This window comes from Planctomycetia bacterium (assembly GCA_021413845.1).
Classification (GTDB): Bacteria; Planctomycetota; Planctomycetia; order Pirellulales; family PNKZ01; genus PNKZ01.
The window spans coordinates 87,587-107,223 of the sequence record JAIOPP010000026.1 but is presented as its reverse complement, the minus strand read 5'-3'; the positions used below and the strand labels follow the sequence as shown (position 1 = coordinate 107,223).

The window sequence follows — 19,637 nt, the reverse complement described above, 5'->3', positions numbered from 1 at the left end:
CACAAGAGACGATCGACGAATTAGAATCTAGGAACTGGATTACCCCGCCGGCGCCGAACGATGAAAACGCCGTCCCCGCCTTGCTTCTCGAAGCGCCGCCATCCCACCTCGGAAAACCGAATGAACATGCCGAATCGTAAGCTCCTCGCACTGTTTCTTGTAGCGCTAGCCCTGGTCGTATCCAACGTCGGCTCCTCATCGGCCGACGAGGGGAAGCCTGCCGCTTCCCAAGCTGGAGCGAACGGCGAGGCGAACGTCGAAGCAACGCTCGCCAAAATGCGCGCGCTGGTCTCGGCTCGTCAATGGAACGACCTGATCGGGCAGTTCCAAGACGAAGATCTCGCCGCCTGGAAGAACGTCGCCCCTGCGAAGGTGTCGGCCGCGGCAGGCCTGCGCGGCAAGGCCTACGCCGTCGTGAAAGACGTGGCGCGGGCGGAGAAGGATCTGAAGCTGGCCGTGGAGCGCTCGCCGAAAAACGGAGAGCACTGGCACGAGCTGGGCACTTTCTACGAAAGTCTTCCCACTAATGCGCAGCCGGCGCTGGAGGCTTACGAAAAGTCGTTTCAGTGCGCAGGAAAATCTTCAGGCTGGCTCCCTCTCAGCGCGACGATCCATTCAGCGACGATTCTCCTCAAGCAAGGAAAACATCGTGAGGCGCAGCAGGTCATGGAGCGCTACGACAGCTCCGATCTGCTGGAAATGGCTCCCATCTGGGGCGATAAGATGCGCGCGCTGAACGAGCAGATTAACGAAAAACTCGGCACGGCCCTGCTGACGATCGCTGAAAAAGGAGCGAGCGATTATCAGATCGTCCTGCCGGACAACTACCCGACTCCCGACATCGGCGCAGACATGCAGCAGGTGGCGCGTCTGCTGCAAACCGCCTTCAAGGCCAACGGTGCCGAGTTGGCCGTCACGACCGAATCGGCTCGCGACGTCGCCAAGCCGGCGCTCTATCTCGGCAACACCGCCTTCGCGCGCAAGCATGGCGTCGACATGTCGCAGAGCAACGACTGGAGCTACGTCCACAAAGCGATCGGGCGCGACATCATCCTCGCCGGTTGCGATGAGGCCGCGCCGGGCCGAGGACCGAACACGAAGAACGGTCCCGGCTTCGATCGCATCGGCACGGCCAAAGCCGTCGTCGATTTCTTGCAACTCTACGTCGGCACCCGTTTTCTCTTCCCGGAGAATCGGAGCTTTTTGGCGCTGGGCAAGACCTCGGCCGTCGACTTGCTCACCACGCCCACGATCGAGTATCTGCCGACGACGAGAATCGCGGTGCCGCCCGATCTCGATGTGAAGAAGCTGCCGGTGCTCGATTACGACATCACTTGGCCGCCGACGGTCAGCTTTTACAACTTGGCGCAGAATCGCTTCCCGGTAATCAACACCACGTTCGGCGGACACACCTGGCACCGCGCGATCCCCTCCGACGAAGCGGCCTTCGCGGCGCATCCCGAACACTTCGCCTTGCTCGGCGGGAAGCGCGTTCTTAACGGCAGCGGAGGCCAAGTGCAGTTCTGTATTTCGAATCCGGAAGTGCAGAAGTTGCTGTACGAAGATTTGGAAAAACATTTCAAGCAAGGCTTCCGCAACGTCGACATCGGACAGCCCGACGGCTTTCGAGGTTGCGAGTGCGAGGCTTGCACGAAGCTTTTCGGAACGGGCTCCGACTGGAGCGAGAAGATCTGGATTCTGCATCGCCGGCTCGCCGAACGAGCCCAGCGCGAATATCCCGATCGGATCGTGACGATCGCCGTCTATGCGGTTACCGAGACCCTCCCCAAGACGTTTGATTCGTTTCCGCCCAACGTCCGGCTGGGTCTGTGCGGCACCCGCGATCCGGAGATCGCCGCGTGGAAAAATTTCGGCGCACCGCAAGGGTTCACCACGTATCTCTATTACTGGTGCCCGAACATGATGCCCCGTTACTTCCCGATGCGGACGCCGCTCTACGTCGAAAAAGCGGCCAAGCGATTGATGGCAGCCGAGGTCCACTCGATCACGCGCGACGGCAACGGCGGCATCGCGTACGGACTGGAAGGGCCGACCTATTACACGATGGGGAAGATGTTCGACGGCCGCGACGCCCACTCCGCCAAGAGCCTCGTCATCGAGTATGTCGGTGCCGCCTTCGGCAAATCGGCTCCCGCCATGATGAGTTTCTACGATCAGCTTTATCGTTCGCTGGAAATTTATTCCAGTTACATGGCGACGCGCGAAGACGGCTGGGCCTTCAAAGATATGTATGGTCGCGGCCACAAGCATCTCTCCAGCCCCGAGTCGGTGATCGCGTTCCTCTACCCCGTCGAGCTCGTTCAAGCGCTGGAGAAACAGTTGGCCTTAGCCGAGAAGGCCGACGCGAGCCCCAAGGTTCAAACGCGTTTGGCGCTCGTCCGGAAAGAGTTCGACTATCTCAAGGGAGTGGTCAAAGCCGTTCACCTTTACAACGCTTATCAAATCTCGCCCGATACTGGTTCGCTGGATCGCTTGCTGGGTTCGATCGACGCTCTCCGCGCCGAGGTCGACAAGCTCTTCGCGAAGGGGAGTGGGCCGCAGGCTTGGCCGTACACGCTGTTCCCACCCACGGGCCACGGGGCTGCCATGCTGAAGCTCACGTACGATGGCTATCAAGAGCCCTATAAGAGCAGCTTCTTCAATTGGGACACCACGGCCAAGCGACAAGCCCCGCTGCCGAACGCGAAGCAGTTGCTTGCCGCTGCCGCTAAGGAAACCGTGCTGATCGACTCTCCTCGTTGGGAGAGCGTCGCGGCCCAACCGCTTCTCTCAACGAATGCGGCGAACGCGAAGCCTCTCAGCACGCAAGTTCGCGCCTTGTACGACGATCGTCAGCTGTATCTCCGCTTCGAAAGCGACTTGCCGGCCGGTGCCGCGCCGGAAGCAGTCGAGCGCGAGCGAATGGAAGCGTATCTGATGCCCGTCGCGGGCTCCCCCGTCACCTATCGATTCGCCGCCGGCCTCAAGCCCGACTCTCGCACCCAGGCCGCACGGGGGCTCATCGAAGACTTGATGAACCTCGGCTACGGGAAGTTCGACACCTTGTGGCGCGGCGAGTGGACGCATACCGCCGCTTACGATCCTCAGGCCCATCGCTTGACCGTGCTGATGACCATTCCCGTTCGTTCGATCCCTCCCGCGGCGATCAAGCAGGGCACAAATTGGTTCGTCAACTTCCGACGCACGACTTCCACGGAATCCGTGCCGGGCGAGACCTACGTCTGGTCGCTCATTCCCGGCGGCACCCCCTTCGACGACCCACGCAGCAACGGAGAGCTGTCGTTCAGCGTCGACGGCGGAGCGGCATCGTCGGCGGTGCATCCGCTGAAGCTGATCCGGGAAAAAGGTTATCGAGATTCCTTCGAGGTTCCCGACCAATGGAAAGCGCGGATCGACAAGGGCCCGAGCCTCGTCTTAAAAGATTGGAAGTTCCGAGCCGATCCGAGCGAGATCGGGGAGCAAGAAGAGTGGTTCAAGCCGGCTCGCTACTCCGAGGCCGACTGGATTCCGATTCAGGTTCCCTCGTATTGGGCCGAGAACGAGGCTATCGGCAACCTGTTGGGAGATGGTTGGTATCGAGTCCCATTTGCGGTCCCGCAGACTTGGCAAGACAAAACGCTGCGCCTGATGTTCGCCGGCGTCGACGAGCAGGCTTGGATCTATCTCAACGGCAAGTTAGTCGGCGAGCACTCCGAAAAATCCGAGAAGAAGGCTTTCACCGCGCTCTACGACGAGCCGTTCATCGTCGATGTACCGGCCGGTCAACTGAAACTCGGCGAGCAGAACGTGCTCTATGTGCGAGTGCATAATAAAGTCGGCGCCGGGGGCATTTGGCGTCCGCTCCATGCCGTGGAAGCCCAGGCTTCCGAGGCCGCACGATGACGATCGGCACGTTCCCAGCAACAATCGGGTGATGCATCGCCATGTCTCTTTCACGTCGCCGGTTCGTTGCGCAAAGCCTCGCTACTCTCACAGCGCCGGTCGCTTTGCCGTGCACCGTACCGCGCCTCGCTTCGGCGGCGGCACCGAACCAGGAACTGATCGCCGACATCGAAAAGACGACGCTTCGCCGCGGACGGGACGGCTCCGGCCCGACCTGGTTTCATCCGCGACCTTGTGCGATTCCCGGTAAACAAGAGCCCGGCGCACAAGGGCCGCGCGTGCTCATGACCTTGCAGACGATTTCCGGCTCCGACTACTTCGGGCCCGTGCAGTGGATGGAGTCGACCGACATCGGCCGCACCTGGACCGAGCCGCAGATAATCCCCTCGCTCGGACGCACCAAGCTGGCCGACGGCACGGAAGAAGCGGTGTGCGACGTGGTGCCCGAGTATCATCCGCCGACCCGCTCGGTGCTCGCGGTCGGTCAATCGATGTTCTATCGCCAGGGGCGCTTCTTCAACGACCAGCCGCCGCGCTCGATCGTCTATGCGACCTACAAAGACGGCACGTGGTCCGAGAAGCGCACGCTCGCCTGGGATGATCCGCGCGGCGTGTTCATCTATACGAACAACAACTGCCAGCGCGTCACGCTCGACAACGGCGACGTGCATTTCGTGATGTCGTGCGGCCCGAAGACGACTTCCCGTTCGGCGATCGGGGTCCGTTGCAAGTTCGACGGCCGGACGTTGGCGATCGACCGCGTCGGCCGCGAGATCAAACAAGCCGCCGGACGAGGCTTGCTCGAGCCGTCGCTGATCCGATATCGCGATACGTTCTATGTCACCCTGCGGGCCGAAGATCAACGAGGTTATGTAGCCGCGAGCGACGACGGGCTCGATTTCCAAGACAAGCGCCCCTGGATGTGGGACGACGGCGAGCCGATCACGATGTCGTCTACGCAACAGCATTGGCTCGCCCATTCCGACGGACTGTTTTTGGTTTACACTCGCAAAGATGCAGCGAACGAGAAGGTCATCGTCTGGCGCTCGCCGATGTTTATCGCCCAAGTCGATCTTGCCACGCTGCGCTTGATCCGCGATACCGAGCGCGTCGTGTTCCCGTTAGTCGGCGACGGCCAAAACGCGCCCGACGACGTGGCCTTGATGGGCAACCATCAGACGGTCAACATTACGCCCGACGAGTCGTGGGTCTGCGACGGCGAAGTGCTGCCGAAGCGCCATTTTCGCGGCGACTTGTTGCTCGGACGCATCCGCTGGTCGCGCCCGAATCGCTTGGTCTGATCGCCGACGATCGAGCAAGCGGCATTCGGTTCTCATGACTCGTGTGGCCCGTTACTTCTTCGTCGTCGGAACCAATGCTTCGCGGAGTGGCTCGATCCAGGCGTGGCGCGCGGAATCGTAGGCCCCGAAGCCGGAGCAGAATTCCCAGTACGCAAACCCCATCCGCCGGCTCGCCGCTTCCTCGGCGATGAACTTCGTCCACCGAGCGCGGCTTTCCAAATCGGCCTTGCCGAGCGCGCCGAACTCGCCGAGATAGATCGGCCGACGATGTTTCAAGCCCCACAGCGCGGCCGTATCGAAGTCGCGCGTCACGGCCTCGCGCTCGGCCTCGGTGCCCGACCAGCGGGTTCCGATCGGCGGCCGCGACTTCGCATCGATCCAGTGCGCCCCTTGATGCGTGAACGCGAACGGTCCGTAGTAGTGGACCGTGACGAGCAGATGGCGATCGGCCTCGGGGAGCTCGAGCGACTTCAATTCGCCGATGCCGTTCCAAGCGACCGGGCCGACGACGACCGTTCGGGTCGGGTTCGTTCGGCGAACGACTGTGAGAACGTCTTTCAAGATCCCGTTCCACTTTGCCGCCGTCAGCTTGTCGTGCGGTTCGTTCAAAAGCTCGAAGGCCAGCGTCGGCGGAAGTTCGCGATAATGCTCGGCGATCTGCTGCCACAGAGCGAGCAAGCGCGGAAGATGTTCGTCGGGCCGTTCATCCATTTCCGAGTAATGATGCACGTTGAGCACGACGGCTAGGCCGCGCGAGAAGGCTTGTTCGACGGCCCAATCGACCCGCGCGAAGAATTCCGGCTCGATGGTATACGGCGCGGTCGGTGCGGCATGCGCCGACCAACGAACCGGCAGCCGAATCGAATCGAAGCCGGCGGCGGCGATCGCCCGGAAGTACTCTTCTTCGAGCGTCACGCCCCATTCCCCTTCACGCGGAGCCTCGAGCGCGTTGCCGAGATTGATTCCACGCCCGAGATGGATGCTGCGCCCCTCGGGCAGCGCGAGCGTTTGGAAGAACGGATCGGCCATCGCGCGCCGAAGGTCAAAGCGCTCGCTGCGTACCGCGCGCACGTTGTCGACCGTGAAACGGTGCGCACGACCGGGTCGATCGAGCAAGATGTCGAACGAAACGACGTTCGACGAATCGAAAGGCCTAGCCTCGCCGTGCCACTTGCCGAAGGAGACGGTCAACGTCCCGGTCTCGCGAGGCCCGAGCGCAAGCGAAGCCGTGCTGCAACGGTTGCGACCGTCGGCCCCGGGATTGTTGACGGCGAGCAGCACGCGCAGCGGCGCGTCTTCCGGATTGCGAACCTCGGCCGTAACGGCCTCGTAGCCCGAAAGGTCCCATTTGCCGGCAACCGGCTCGACGCGCACGCTCGGGTACTGCGCATCGGCCATGGTCGCAATCTCGAGCGCCGCGCCGCCGGCGACTTTCACGATCTGCGACTCCGCCTGATTCGACGACAGACGAATCGCCCGCGGATCCTCGAAGTCGACGAGGCTGAGCTCCAGCGGCGAAGGCTCGACCGCGAGGCTCCGCGAAATGGTCGTGAGCGCGACGCAGAGGAACAAGCCTCGATTCAGCGGAGAGTACGACGTTTTCATAAGGCGCATTCCGGGAGAAAGCAGGAGCGATGCGGCTGCCGCACGGCGAGGTTCGGTGTCGTTATCATAACGCTTCCGCCGCAACGAGGAATCGTGCGGGCGTCAAGCAATTGCCGGCGATCGTGAACCCGGTGAGTTATTATGTCGCAGTCGGTCGAGAGAGCCAGGCATTCGCCGGAACGGAAACGATCATGAAGCGACGACTCAATATCTCTACGGTGTGGATTGCGGCGACGCTGGCAATCGTCTGCGGATCCGCAGCCGCCGCCGAACCTCGACCGCCGGCGGAGAAGCCCGGCACCGTGGTCGAGGTGCTGATTCGCAACGGGATCGTCGTCGACGGTACGGGGCGTCCCGGTGTGCGGGCGGATGTCGCGATCGATGCGGGACGGATCACGGCCGTCGGGACGGAGCTGAACGTTGCGGCTAAGGAAACGATCGACGCGCGCGACCGCATCGTCTGCCCGGGCTTCATCGATCTGCATAGCCACGCCGATACGGGCATCGTGCAGTTCCGCGCCGCGGAGAACTACATTCGGCAAGGTGTCACGACGCTGGTGTGCGGCAACTGCGGCAGCTCGCCGGCCGATATCGCTAAGTTCTTCGACCGGCTGCGCGACGGCGGCACGGGCCCGAACATCGCGCTGTTGATCGGCCATGGGACCGTGCGACGCGAAGCGGTCGGCACTTTGAACGTGGTGCCGACCGCCGAGCAACTCGCTCACATGAAGAAGTTGGTACGCGAGGCGATGCAGAGCGGGGCGGTCGGCATGTCGACCGGTTTAACGTATAGCCCGAGCGCTTATGGGACGACCGAAGAGCTGATCGAACTGGCGAAGGAGCTCGCTCCGTTTCGTGGAATCTACGTCACGCATATTCGCGACGAAGGGACCAAGGTCTTCGAGGCGCTCGACGAGGCTTTGAAGATCGGCCGCGAGGCCGGAGTGCCGATTCATATCTCGCATCACAAGATTTCGGCCGTCTCCGTCTTCGGGCTGACGCGGCTCACGCTCCAGCGAATCGACGAGGCGCGGGCCTCGGGGCTCGACGTCACGCTCGACCAATATCCTTATGCCGCCGGGAGCGGGAGTCTTTCGTTTTATGTCCCGCAGGCTTCTCTTTCCGGCGGGCTCGAGGCCTATCGCCGCCGCATCGCCGATCCGAAGGAGCGCGCCGCGGTCGTGGCCGGTGTCGAAGAAGTCTTCCTGCGTAAACTTTTCGAGACCGGCCAACGCTCGAACGATCCGCTGCACATCGCCGTGGCGCTGGCTCGCGTTCAAGTAGCTCGGGCACCGCAAGATCCACCCCTGACAGGCAAGAACCTGACGGAGATTCTGCGCCTGCGCGGCCTCGAAGTGACCGTGCGCAACGGCGCCGAAGTATTGGTCGACTTAGTAGGTCGCGAGGCGATCGGCATCAACCACACGATCGACGACCGTCCGGGCGGCGATGTCGATCGCGTGATGCAACATCCTCTCACATCGATCGCGTCGGACGGCAACGTCTACGAGTTCGGCAAAGACAATCCCCATCCGCGGTCTTACGGCTGCTTCCCGCGCGTGCTCGGGCACTACGTTCGCGAGCGCGGCGTGCTCAAGCTGGAAGAGGCGATCTTCAAGATGACGTCGCTTCCCGCCAAGCGATTAGGCTGGAAAGATCGGGGGACGATTGCGCCGGGCAACTGGGCCGATGTGGTCGTCTTCGATCCTAAGACGATCGCCGAGAAAGCGACATTCATGGAGCCGCACCAATACTCCATCGGCGTCGACCAGGTGTTGATTCGGGGCCGCTTCGTGCTCCACGCCGGCCGCATGACCGGTAACCTTCCAGGTCGACCATTGCCGGAACGCGAATCCGAACGGAACTAGACGGAACTAGACCGACGCGTGCGTCACTTCGTCTCCGGCTTCGCGAACCGAATGCGCGACACGCCGTCGGTCGTGCGCACGACGACTTCGTCAGGGTCGGCGTCGGAGGATGGTTCGAGGCCCGTGACGTAACCGGCGTTGCCGCTGAGATCGTAGACCGTGACGAAGCGGGCTTGTTCGGCGGCCCGTCGGCGACGTAGCAACGTCGGTGTTTTCTGATCGACGGTCTGCCCGATGCCCACGGCGGTAAACGCTTCTTCGGCCGCATCGCCACGGCACCACACGCGCAACTTCAAGGCGTCTGCGGTGAAATCCCAAGTCGAAGTCGCGCGGCTCGGCCAGCTGCGAGCTGCCGTAAGATGCCGGTAGCCGACGCCGCGGCCGAGCGACTCGATCGGCGTGGCAGCGAGCTTAGCTGCTTCCGCTGCTGCGACAGGTTCGACGGTCGCGCTCTTCGCATGCGCGAGCCAATCGAGTTGCACGGGCCGATCCGCCGCGACTTCGTATAGATCGACGAGCATCTTCGGGGTGAGACGCAATGAGCGGCGCAACGTCACGCCGGAATACGCCGAGCGGCATTCGGCGGCGCAGGTCGTTCCTGCGTCGTCGACCTTCAACCAGAGCAACTTACCGGTCGTGGCCGCTTGATCGGCTTCCTCGACGACGACCGTGTTATGCGCCACCGTATGCTTGACCCAAGTCTTGTATTCCTGATGGCTGTAGCCGATGCGGCCCGGATCGAGCAGCCACTCGCGACCGTTGGCGAACAAGGTGATGTTGAGCTTGTCGTAGTGCCCGTGCCCATCGCCATGCTTGCCGTAGTCGAAGAAGACGCAAGCCTGCTCGGGGCCTGAACCTGCGCGGAGAATCGTGATCCCCAAGGCGGAGAGATCGACCGTTTTCGTTTCCAAAGGCCACTCGGGCTTGGCTTCCGGACCCAACATTTCGGCCAGCTTTCGCGGGTCTCCCCAAGCCGCGGCTTGCGCAAAGCGCGGCTCGCCGTAGATGCGCCAAGCCCAATCGTACGACCAGGCGAAGCTCCGAAAGCTGCTCGGGTCGCTATCGTTGATGGCCGGATACGTGCCGTCGGGATACGCGACTTTCAACGAGCTCGCGATCAACAAGCGAAAGCGCGGCGACTCGTGTAGCGGCAGCCCGAGCCGGCGGCCGGCGTCGACCGTAGCGACGAGCGCTTGCAGGGCGTAGTTCTGATACGCCATCGCCCCTTCGTACCACAGACCGTCGTCGCCGAAGCTGCGCTGGAGTTGGTCGTAGAATCCGCCGTGCATCGTGAGCGTTTTTTCTACCAGCTCGGCATCGGCCAGCACCGAGGCGATCGCCATGAGTCCGGCGTCGTACCAAGTTTGATGGTTGTTGATCCCTTGATTGAACCACAGGAGCGTGTCGGCCGTAGCGCGAAAGAAATCTTTTTCGACATGCGCCGCATCGGCCGCTTGCCAAGCCTTGGCCTCGCGTGTGAGATCGTACGCCTTCGCCAAGTCGATCACGCCGACTGCTTCGTCGAGGCTTTGCACATAGCGCCTCCCTCCCAACGGCGCGAACCAACCGCGCCGCCCCCAGCGATCGAGCCGCGATGGATACGCATCGTATGCGTCGGCCAAATGAAGCAAGATTCGCCGCACACCGGCTGCGAAGCGCTCGTCGTGCGTGTAGGCATAGGCCCAACCGAGCCGGAGCGCGGCGTCGTCGAGCCGGTAGTGCATCCGCCCGCGATACGCGGCGACGGTCCGCTCGTCGCCATAGCGCTTCTTGCATTTCGGGCATTCGTGTTCCAGCGGCGAGAGCGGACGCAAGTCGGTGCCATCGTCCGGGCAGGCGTAGTAGAACGTCCACGAGCCGAAGCCTGTAGGAAGCGGCGGGGGATCGGCGACGAGCCCTTCGGCCACCTTCAACACGGCTTCCCGTCGAGCCGGAAAGCCGGGGCTCTTCCACTCGGCCGCCAACTCTTCGGGAGTCGTAGCCAGCCTGGGGGATCGTTTGAAATTCGGCGCCGGATCGCCGCCCTGCGCAATGCCGACGAGGCAGAGCATCGCAGCAAGACCGAAGAAGGTAGGCGCGACGCGTAGCTTCATCTCGACCGCCGTCTCGAGGTTGGTTCCGTGTGGGTTCGATGAGCATCATAATCGATCGAGGCCTGCGCAGACGACGAACTCGCGACGGTTGACGGAAGCCGCGGTTCCGTTGAGGCAGCGGGATATCGACGCGCTCCGTGAAATGCGATGGATTTTCCGCGGCGCCCCCTAGCGGGCACGGACGGCAACGGGCGCCGTATGAGCGTTCGATTTTTCCCGCTACGGATGGGCTTTCGTCGCGGCGCGAAAACTCCGCGGCAAACCGGGCGACGGGCTCGAGGCGCCGGATTTCGACGCGATCGGCGCAGGGTTTGCGAAATGCTCGCGAGGGACGGAAGCGTTTCCTGCACACGTCTGCCGAGGGCAGGGCATGGTCGTCGCGTACCGCCGGAGAAAAGTACCGCGGCGCGTGTCGCAACGGGAAACGGAAAGTTCTCCGGCGGTCGCGGCACCTAGTCCGACCCTCGAACCAAGTCACCCAGCCGAATGGAGTACGTCATGCGTCGCTGCCTATGTAGTCGGTCTTATTCGATGCGCAACGAGTTCGCTGCTTTCGTTACTCCGACACATTCGTTCAAAGGCTTTTACCATGGTTGGTTTCACTAATACGGTTTCCGTGACGTTCGTTCCCTTCTTCGAGGTTCCTCCCGCCGCGGCGCTTCCGCCGATCGAGGTCGCATCCGACTCCGAAGATGCAACTCCGAATGCAAGCGATCGCGCCATCGCGCTCCGCGTGGCCCATGCTTTGGCGGAGTTGCATGTGCCGATCTTAAGAACCCTCGAGATCGCGGTTCGAGCGGGCAACGTTACGCTTCGCGGACGGGTGCGAAGCTATTACGAGCGCCAACTGGCGCATGCGAACGCGAAGCGCGTCCCCGGCGTGGTCAAAGTGATCGAAGAGATCACGATCGCCGAGCTCCAATATGCTCCGAGCTTTTCGTCGCCGAGCATCCCGTCTCGCCTGCGGTAAAGATCCGGTCGGCGCCTGGTGGTCGGTGGTTCGTCGCGTCGATCACAGGCAAGGTGACGGCGTCGACGGACCACCGATCCCTAATCGCCGCTTCCGCCCGCTACTTAGCGTCGGGCTTCCCTAGGCAGTACAGCGTCTCTTGGCGTTTGCCGTCGGTCGTCGTGGCGGCGCGCATGTAAATTCGGTTGCCGCAGAAGGTCGGCGTGGCGAAGGTTTCGTCGCCGAGCGTGTTTTCGCCGATCAGTTCGAATTCCTTCGGAGTCGCTCTCAGGATCGAGGTCTTTCCTTTTTCGCTCACCGCGAAGAGTTTATCGCCGACGAGCACGGGCGAGGCGCTGAAGTCGCTGCCGAGGCGCCCCTTCCACATCTCTTCGCCGGTCGCGCTGTTCCAACACATCGCCACGCCGGCGTCCATCACGGCGTAGAGATAGCCGTCGCGCACGAGCGGCGACGGCACGTACACGCGCGACTTGTTTTCCCAGAGGACCGTGCCCGACCCGTCGGCGCGGACCGCCGCGAAGTGGTTCTTCGGGTAACCGCCACTGGTGAAGATCGCTTTCCCGTCGGTGACGGTCGAGATCACGCATTCGGTCGTCGCCCCGGGGAACTCCCAGATTTTCTTTCCCGTCGCGGGATCGAAGCTGCTCACCAGATCGCAACCGGTGATGAAGAGTTGCTCGCGGCCGTCGACTTTCAAGATGATCGGCGAAGTGTAGTTCGGAACTTTCGGCCGCTCTTGCTTCCAGACGACCGCTCCGCTCGCGCGGTCGAGAGCCGCGATCGCGCCGGTCCCTTTGTTGTCGGCCGTCACGATGACGAGCGATTGATAGATCGCCGGCGACGAGCCGAAGCCCTGATGGTTGACGAAGTCCGTGATCTTCGTTTCCCACAGCTTCTCACCGGTCACGGAAAGCGCCGACGCGAAGACGGCCCCGTCGTGCAGGAAGTTGACGAAGACGCGCGTGCCGTCGCAGGCCGGCGTCACGGAAGCGTGGGAGCTTTTTTGGTTTCCTTTTTTGTCGAAGCCGCCGCGATGGAGTTCCGTTTCCCAGAGCGGCTTGCCGGTTTGCCGATCGAAGCAGAGAACCGCTTGCGACTGGTTCTCGACATCGGCCTTCGCGAGAAATACGCGCTCGCCGACGACCGTCGCCGCGCCGTGGCTCCGTCCGGCGATCGGGGTTTTCCAGATCACGTTTTCCGTCTCGCTCCAAGTGAGCGGCGGGTCCTGATTCCCGATCGCGATGCCGTCGCGATTCGGACCGCGCCACCAGGGCCAATCGTTCGGCCCGAACGTGATCGGATCGGTCGTCAACACGACGGGAGCTACCGGTGCGGCGGGGGCTTTGCTTTCGTTGCAGCCCGGCAACAGTGCGAGCAGCAACATCGCCGAGACGGGACGCAACGGAAGCGAGCGGAGAATCATGGCTATGCTCATGAGAGAAAATAAGTGCGGTCGAATGTGTGGATTGCAAAGGGTCGCGCTACTTAATCGCGTCGGTCGGCGCTTTCGTGCCGGCGAGGGCTTCGTAGATCGTGCCGGCCATCAGGCGATGTCCGTCGATGTTCGGATGGACCTTGTCGGGAACGAACGTCGCTTTCTCGAGCATCGGCGTATTGAGATCGATCAGGTCGCATTTCGCGTCGGCCGCGACCTTGCGCACCAGCGGCAACACTTCCTTCGAGATCACTTCGTCGGTGATGCCGAAGTTGGCCGGATAGGCGGGGATCGGCAGGAGGCAATAGATGCGCACTTTCGGATTCGCGAGCCGGAGGTCGTCGATCAGCTTGCGATAGTCGCCGGCAAACTCGGCTTTGTGTTTCCAGTTGTGCGGCTTGCTGTCGTTCGTGCCGAGGGCGATGAGCACCACGTCGGGCTTCAGTTCGAGAACCTTCGGCCACTGTTTTTCCTTGACGTAAGGAAAGTCGCCGTGGGTGAGCAACGTACGAGCGCTGATGCCGAAATTGTGGAACTTCCATTTCGAACCGAAGGCCTCGCCGAGCATCTTCACCCACGGTTTCGTAGAGCCGATCCCTTGGGTAATGCTGTCGCCGATGCAAGCGACTTGGATCGTGCCGGGATAATCGGCCGCGACGATCGGCTTCGGCCCCTCGGCACGCGCCTCCGATGCGAAGCCGCTCGGCAAGCAAACCAGGGCCGACAGGAGCAACCAAACAGATGCCGAAAGCGAGCGCGTCATCGGGAGAGTCTCGAAAGCAGGGCTAGGGTCGAAGCGGAAAGCGAAAGGGAGCCGGATGGTCGGCAATTCCGCTTTTCAGAATAATCGATTGCCGAGTCGACGTCCCTACTCGAATTCGATCGCCGAGGATGATTTTTTCCGAGCGCCGGCACGAACACCGGCATGAACGTCGTCGCGAATGGCAGAACGTTCGGCCTCTCGGCGCGGCTCGTTAACTCGCCGCGGAGTGGCTTTCGCGGCTTGCGACTTCGCCGAGCTTGCGGCCCGCGAGCGATGCCGCGAACGTCAGCACTAGCGCAGCCGGAGCGACCCAAACGGGTGCCTCGGCACCGAACAAGCTGCGTTCCGAAAAGAGAGCCCGTTCGACGATCGGCCGCCACAAGAGTATCCACCCGAGCGCCGCCACGGCCGGATACGCTTGCCAAGGGACTCGTGGCTTCAGGCCGAGACAATAGATGATTTGTCGCAGGCTCCAAGCGCAAGCCGCTGCGAGGCCGATGCCGGCGACCGCTTGCCAGCCGAGAAACAAACCGATGGCGCCGAGCATCGCCGCGGCATCGACATGGCCTGCTCGAGCCCGCGCGTTGTGCGACGCCGCCGGCCAAGAAGCGACTCCGAGAAGTAGGCCGAGGAGGAGGCCCGCCGTTCCTTCGACGAGGCCGACGGCGATGCGGCCGAACGTGAGATCGACGATCGGCATCGGCACCGGACGGAGCAGCGGCCAAATAAGCGGCGGCATGAAACCGAGGATCAGCAGCAAGCGCCAAAACTTCACCGGCACGACGGCGCCGTCGTACACGATCATCGTCGCGGCACCGAGGCCCGCGAGCAGCGCGAAGTGGTAGACGCACATGCCGAACAGCGGATAGCGATCGGCGTCGTCGAGCGAAATCGGCAACGACCAACCTTGAAACAGAGGCTCGCCGCAGGCCAGGGCCGTGAAGATCATCGCGGCCGTGAATTCGACGAGCGGATAGCGCATCGAGATCGGCGTGCGGCAAGCGCGGCAGCGACCGCGAAGCAGGAGCCAACCGATGACCGGCAGGTTATCGCGCGTCAGAATCGGCGTGAAGCAATTCGGACAGCGCGACCGCGGGCTCACGATACTCAGGCCCGCCGGCAGCCGATAGATGACGACGTTGAGAAAGCTGCCGATCGACCCGCCGAGGAACATCAAAAACAAAAGCAGCACCGCCGCCGTCAGGATCGGCGGTTCGTAAGGAAACACGGCGAGATGGGCCAGCGGTAAGAAGGGCATTTGAGATCAGGGGTCAGGGGTCGGGGGTCGGATGTCAGAGGTTGGGAAAGAGAAGCGGACACGCAAGTCCGACCCCTGACCTCCGACCCCTGACCCCTGTGTTAATCCAGCCAATCCTTCTCTTCCAGCCGGGCCGGAACGTATTCCTCGGTGACGTAGCTGATGTCTTTCGAGATCAAAGATTCGACTTCGAGCTTGAAGCCGTTCTTGAGCATCAGCTCGATTTCCTTCTGCCACATCTTCTTATCTTTGAACCAAGGGTACTCGGCGATCTGCTTGGCCCGCTTCACGTCTTGATCGTTAAGGTTGATCTTCACGCTGTTCGAGAGTTGGCAGCGCTCGAAATCTTTGCTGCGCAGCCCGATGTATTTCGCTTCGGGAATCCCCATCCGCACGCTCTCGAACGCGAGGTTGATCGAGCCTTGCTTGAGCACGCTATAGATGTAGTAACCCCAGGGATCGTTATCGAGGAGGCAATAGACGGGGATTTTCTTTTGTTCGTCGCTCGTGCGCTTCTTGCCGCCGGGTTGCAGTTCGTTGTGCAATCGATGCAGCAACCGGCGTACGCCGCGCGGCGGTTGCCCGCCGCCGTGGGTGACGATGCAGTTGTACTTGCGCCAGAATTTGTCTTCGGAGAAGCGGCGCCAAACCGTATCTTTTTCGACATGCAGGATAAAATCGGCCGAGCAATCGTCGAACTTGATCACGTCGGGCTCGCAGATCGACGGGATGCTGTAGCCGGCTGAGCCCATCCGCGTGCAGTCGATCGTGTCGCCGTTGTCGACGAGCGTCAACGGGCCGACTAAGTTACCGCGGTTGCTCGCATAGAGGTGCATCTCTTCGCGGAGCGAGTTGAGCGTGACTTCGACGTCTTCGATGATCGTGTCGGAGTCTTCCTGGCCGTCGAAGGTTTCTTCCTTGGTTCCTTCGATCGTGTGCTTGAGCATGTAATAGAGACCCCGCAAGCTCGTCGTCTTCCCTTCTTGGATCAGCCGTTTGCACCCGCTGCCGATGAGCAGCGTCTGCATGTAGGCTTTCGCCTGCGAGAGGTTGAACAACTCGCGGCTATTGGTGCCCGAGCCCATCTCGAGGAACCGCTTCGTCTTGTTGAAGCGGACGTTGGAGAGAGAGCGCGAGGGGATATCGAGCTGCGGCGCGCGACCTTTCTGCGCGCTATCGACGACCTTACCGGCCATCTCGCCGAGCGAGTTGAGCGTCTTCTTGTCTTTCGCATTCAACGTAGCGGCCGGAGCCGAAGAAGAAGAGGAGGAGCCGGACTTCGCAGGTTTCTTCGTCATGATCAGATGCCGCAGCCTTCCGTGTCAAATGTACAATAAATCGCTAATTCTTCGGCGCTTCATCATCGATCTCATCGTCGTCGAAAAACTCAGATTCCGGTTGCATGCCGTATTTGTCTGCAACCGACTTGTTTTCCGTATAGAGATACGCATAGTCATCAGACACGCCGTCATTGGCGTCTAGAACTACGCCTTCCGCTCGCATCGCCTCCAACTCGTTGGAAGCTTCTCGAAGCATTACGATCATTTCGTCGATCGTCTTGGCCTCGCTCGTCAACCACTTATTACGCCAGATCGTCATGTATCGAACAGATGAAACATGCATCTTGCGCCACATGTCACTGAACGCTTCTTTAACGTAAGGATGCAACGAATCGACAAAGCTTTCAGGCAGATCGAATGTCTTCACCAACTCCTGAACATCTCCCAAATCTTTGGCTCGATCTTGACCAGTCATCCAAGAAGCAAGTTTCAAACTGACGATCGTTGGTAGATTAAGAACTCGAATTCCATCCTTTAATTCGTAGACGGTATCGGGATCCGGGAATGAAATCGATTTCGGCTTGTCATCGCCCGGGAATCTTCCGGCGATAAGAAACTCAATCTTCACGCCAGTTTGAGTGTCGCGAAGATTTTTGCTCTTTTCGAAAGGTCGCACATAACCGCGGCCTTCCAACTCGGCGTAAATCCTCTTTGCTCCTTCCTTAGTTACGATGATGTCCACGTCTTCGGTATAACGCCGATAGCCGTGAAGGTAGAGCGACATTCCTCCTGCCACGGCGTATGGAATTCCCAATTCGTTTAGGCTCTTGGCGATACGGCTAAGGCTTTCTTGAACCTTGCCACGACCTTCGAAAAAGATGCTTCCTTCGGTCATTGCGAACCTCAGGTCTTGGTCCATCTGTGTCTCATACGGCACGACGGCGGTCGTCGCGGCGACTGAAGCTGTGGAACCTATGGAAGGGAACGATGAATCAGGAATGATGTTTGCCATAACCTCATTCTATCCGATAGTTTTGTCGAATAAATGACCGACAGAAATCGAGACTGGTGAACTACCGCGAGCCTTTCTTCGCTTTGATCGGCGCCAGCTCATCTCCGGCGGCGTTCGTCGGCTTGCCCTTGGCGTCGGTCGGGTCTTCGTGTTTCACGATCAGGACGTTGTCGCCGAAATCGTCTTCGTCGTCGTGCTTGATCTTGCGGCCTTGGTCGTCGAGCTTCGTGTCGGCTTCGGCGGTCTTGCGCTTCGCCACTTTCAGCAGCTGATCGTAGAGCGCTTTCTTGTCGTTGCCGTTGATCGTATGCACGGCCTCGGCCACTTCGCCCAAGTAGCGCAAGAAGATGTTACGCCGTTCTCCTTCTTGTTTCACTTTCATTCGCTTCCGCACGAACATCGCCAGCTTCCGGCCGACCGCTTGCAAGCCGAGCCGAATTTCTTTTTGAATCTCCGGATACGAAGCGACCGCTTCCTTCGACTCGCTCGTGAACGGCACCCAGACGCTCGCGATATGCACCATGATCGTCACCGGCCCGCTCGGCAGACCGCCGCGCGATTGCGAGAGTCCGTACGCGCGCCAATTCGTGCCGACGATCGATTGCGTGATCGCGCAGGCACCCGGCTGAAATTGCAACGGCACGCGATTGGCGTAGCGCAGCACGTTCATCGTTTGCCCCTCTTCGAGATTCACGTTCCGCATCGCGGCATGCAGCTTCGCGATCTCGGCCGGCTTGAGCTTGCCCGGCGAGGTCCGATTGCCGAACTCCGCTTCCGTGAGAATCTTATCGGCCGCGTCGCCGCCGATGCCGCTGAAGCCGTTGATGAGGAATTGCCGCAACGTCCGGGCGTCCGTTTCGTGCAGCATCTCGGTCAGCGCTTCCAGCGAGATCTTCACGGCAGCCGAAGTGCCGCCGAAGGCCAAGGCCGTTTCGATGAGGAACGGATTGCCGCGATACACGGCCGGCGGACGCGTCTCGGCGACGTAGAACTCGGCCGGCACCACTTGATGCATCCCCTTGAGCAACAGCGGCACGCCGATCGGCGAGATGCAATCGGTCGACGGTGCGGGAATCTTCGCTTCTTGCAACGAACGATAGAGCGCTTCGCTATCGTTGCGACCGATCCGGGCCGGATTGGCCCGCGTGCTGAGCTTGGCCGCTTCGCAAACGTCGGACGCTTTGCTCGAGCTGACCCGCGAGAAGCTCGACGTGAGGAACTGCGACAACGTCGGGGCTTTGGTCGCTTGCAGCATCGTCACGAGGTTGCCGAGCTCGATGCCGTAGGGATGCGGAAGAATTTCCTTCGGCTCGGCCGGCAGGATGTCCGTGGCGCGTGAGTAGTCGTAGGTCTTGCCGTCGGGATCGATGTAGTGCAGCGTAATGTGCGGGTTGGCGATCGCCGTCTGTTCGAGATATTCGTCGACGCTGCCGCGCCCGCGTTGGTACTTCGCTTCCATCTCGATCGTCACGCGCGTGCCGTGCGCGACCGGTTTGCCGCCGGCCGTGTCGATCCATTCCATGCCGCGCTTCTCGACGAACTTCGCATACTCCGCTTCGCCGGTCGGAATGTCTTCCCCTTCTCCCTTACCGTTGAGAATCTCCGGCTTGTTCTTCTTCATGTCGATCTGCAGCTCGAAGTAGTGCGCCGGCTTCTTCGCCTCCGTGCGCGACACGATCTTCACCGGCTTGCCGGTCGTGAGCACTCCGTACATGCCCGCCGCGCTGATGCCGATTCCTTGTTGGCCCCGGCTCATCTTCAAGCGGTGGAACTTCGAGCCATAGAGCAGCTTGCCGAAGATGTTCGGGATTTGCGCTTTGACGATCCCCGGCCCGTTGTCTTGCACGCCGACCTTGTAGCGGTTGTTGCCCGTCGTTTCGATATGGACCCAAACCTCGGGTAAGATGCCGGCCTCTTCGCAAGCGTCGAGCGAGTTGTCGACCGCTTCCTTCACGCTGGTCAGCAGCGCTTTGCGCGGGTTGTCGAAGCCGAGCAGATGCCGGTTCTTAGCGAAGAACTCGCTGACGGAGATGTCGCGCTGCCCGGCGGCCATCGTCTCGGCCGTGGCGCGGCGCTTGGCGGGCTTATGGCCGTTGCTTGCCGCCGACGACTTCACGGCGACTTCTTCAGTGCTCTCTGCGGCAACCTC

12 protein-coding genes are annotated in these 19,637 nt (G+C 61.3%); 4 read left to right on the top strand and 8 right to left on the bottom strand.

Features of this window, described 5'->3' with window-relative positions; all coding sequences use genetic code 11:
- The first annotated feature begins 120 nt into the window (after positions 1–120).
- Positions 121–3,903 (top strand): DUF4838 domain-containing protein, encoded by a 3,783-nt coding sequence (locus K8U03_05850; protein MCE9604414.1) that lies wholly within the window; start codon positions 121–123, stop codon positions 3,901–3,903.
- Positions 3,904–3,938: 35 nt separating this feature from the next.
- Positions 3,939–5,204: an exo-alpha-sialidase gene (locus tag K8U03_05845; GenBank protein ID MCE9604413.1), complete on the top strand. Its 1,266-nt coding sequence runs from the start codon at positions 3,939–3,941 to the stop codon at positions 5,202–5,204.
- Between the two features lie 51 nt (positions 5,205–5,255).
- Here the strand turns inward: K8U03_05845 and K8U03_05840 are convergent, their stop codons facing one another.
- A complete protein-coding gene (locus K8U03_05840; GenBank protein ID MCE9604412.1) occupies positions 5,256–6,809 on the bottom strand; it encodes a glycoside hydrolase family 5 protein in 1,554 nt (517 codons plus the stop codon).
- 191 nt (positions 6,810–7,000) lie between these two features.
- Here K8U03_05840 and K8U03_05835 point away from each other — a divergent pair, with 191 nt between their 5' ends.
- The gene (locus tag K8U03_05835; protein ID MCE9604411.1) at positions 7,001–8,677 is read left to right on the top strand and encodes a D-aminoacylase; all 1,677 of its coding nucleotides are present in this window, start codon (positions 7,001–7,003) and stop codon (positions 8,675–8,677) included.
- A 23-nt stretch (positions 8,678–8,700) separates the two neighbouring features.
- Here K8U03_05835 and K8U03_05830 read toward each other — a convergent pair whose 3' ends face one another.
- Positions 8,701–10,770, bottom strand: coding sequence for a heparinase II/III family protein (locus tag K8U03_05830; GenBank protein ID MCE9604410.1), 2,070 nt, complete (start codon positions 10,768–10,770; stop codon positions 8,701–8,703).
- 589 nt (positions 10,771–11,359) lie between these two features.
- On the opposite strand from K8U03_05830, the gene K8U03_05825 reads away from it, so the two are divergent.
- Positions 11,360–11,740, top strand: a complete 381-nt coding sequence (locus tag K8U03_05825) for a BON domain-containing protein (GenBank protein MCE9604409.1) — start codon at positions 11,360–11,362, stop codon at positions 11,738–11,740.
- A gap of 100 nt (positions 11,741–11,840) precedes the next feature.
- On the opposite strand, the gene K8U03_05820 is transcribed toward K8U03_05825, so the two are convergent.
- The 6 genes from K8U03_05820 to K8U03_05795 form a co-directional block, all read right to left on the bottom strand.
- The gene (locus K8U03_05820) at positions 11,841–13,124 is read right to left on the bottom strand and encodes a PQQ-like beta-propeller repeat protein (protein MCE9604408.1); all 1,284 of its coding nucleotides are present in this window, start codon (positions 13,122–13,124) and stop codon (positions 11,841–11,843) included.
- A 97-nt stretch (positions 13,125–13,221) separates the two neighbouring features.
- On the bottom strand, positions 13,222–13,938 hold the full coding sequence (locus K8U03_05815; protein MCE9604407.1) for a sialate O-acetylesterase: 717 nt from the start codon (positions 13,936–13,938) through the stop codon (positions 13,222–13,224).
- A 211-nt stretch (positions 13,939–14,149) separates the two neighbouring features.
- Positions 14,150–15,196 (bottom strand): prepilin peptidase, encoded by a 1,047-nt coding sequence (locus K8U03_05810; GenBank protein MCE9604406.1) that lies wholly within the window; start codon positions 15,194–15,196, stop codon positions 14,150–14,152.
- Positions 15,197–15,297: 101 nt separating this feature from the next.
- Entirely contained in the window at positions 15,298–16,494 is a 1,197-nt protein-coding gene (locus K8U03_05805) for a DNA topoisomerase IV subunit A (protein ID MCE9604405.1), read from the bottom strand.
- A gap of 43 nt (positions 16,495–16,537) precedes the next feature.
- Positions 16,538–17,488 (bottom strand): nucleotidyl transferase AbiEii/AbiGii toxin family protein, encoded by a 951-nt coding sequence (locus K8U03_05800; GenBank protein MCE9604404.1) that lies wholly within the window; start codon positions 17,486–17,488, stop codon positions 16,538–16,540.
- 61 nt (positions 17,489–17,549) lie between these two features.
- Positions 17,550–19,541 (bottom strand): DNA topoisomerase VI subunit B, encoded by a 1,992-nt coding sequence (locus K8U03_05795; protein MCE9604403.1) that lies wholly within the window; start codon positions 19,539–19,541, stop codon positions 17,550–17,552.
- Positions 19,542–19,637 lie beyond the last annotated feature (96 nt).

Excerpts from the sequence above, each read along its gene's own strand:
- K8U03_05850 (MCE9604414.1), top strand. The coding sequence starts at position 121 with ATGAACATGCCGAATCGTAAGCTCCTCGCACTGTTTCTTGTAGCGCTA.
- K8U03_05840 (MCE9604412.1), bottom strand. The coding sequence starts at position 6,809 with ATGAAAACGTCGTACTCTCCGCTGAATCGAGGCTTGTTCCTCTGCGTC.
- K8U03_05835 (MCE9604411.1), top strand. The coding sequence starts at position 7,001 with ATGAAGCGACGACTCAATATCTCTACGGTGTGGATTGCGGCGACGCTG.
- K8U03_05830 (MCE9604410.1), bottom strand. The coding sequence starts at position 10,770 with ATGAAGCTACGCGTCGCGCCTACCTTCTTCGGTCTTGCTGCGATGCTC.
- K8U03_05825 (MCE9604409.1), top strand. The coding sequence starts at position 11,360 with ATGGTTGGTTTCACTAATACGGTTTCCGTGACGTTCGTTCCCTTCTTC.
- K8U03_05820 (MCE9604408.1), bottom strand. The coding sequence starts at position 13,124 with ATGTTGCTGCTCGCACTGTTGCCGGGCTGCAACGAAAGCAAAGCCCCC.
- K8U03_05815 (MCE9604407.1), bottom strand. The coding sequence starts at position 13,938 with ATGACGCGCTCGCTTTCGGCATCTGTTTGGTTGCTCCTGTCGGCCCTG.
- K8U03_05810 (MCE9604406.1), bottom strand. The coding sequence starts at position 15,196 with ATGCCCTTCTTACCGCTGGCCCATCTCGCCGTGTTTCCTTACGAACCG.
- K8U03_05805 (MCE9604405.1), bottom strand. The coding sequence starts at position 16,494 with ATGACGAAGAAACCTGCGAAGTCCGGCTCCTCCTCTTCTTCTTCGGCT.
- K8U03_05800 (MCE9604404.1), bottom strand. The coding sequence starts at position 17,488 with ATGGCAAACATCATTCCTGATTCATCGTTCCCTTCCATAGGTTCCACA.
- K8U03_05795 (MCE9604403.1), bottom strand. The coding sequence starts at position 19,541 with ATGGCCGCCGGGCAGCGCGACATCTCCGTCAGCGAGTTCTTCGCTAAG.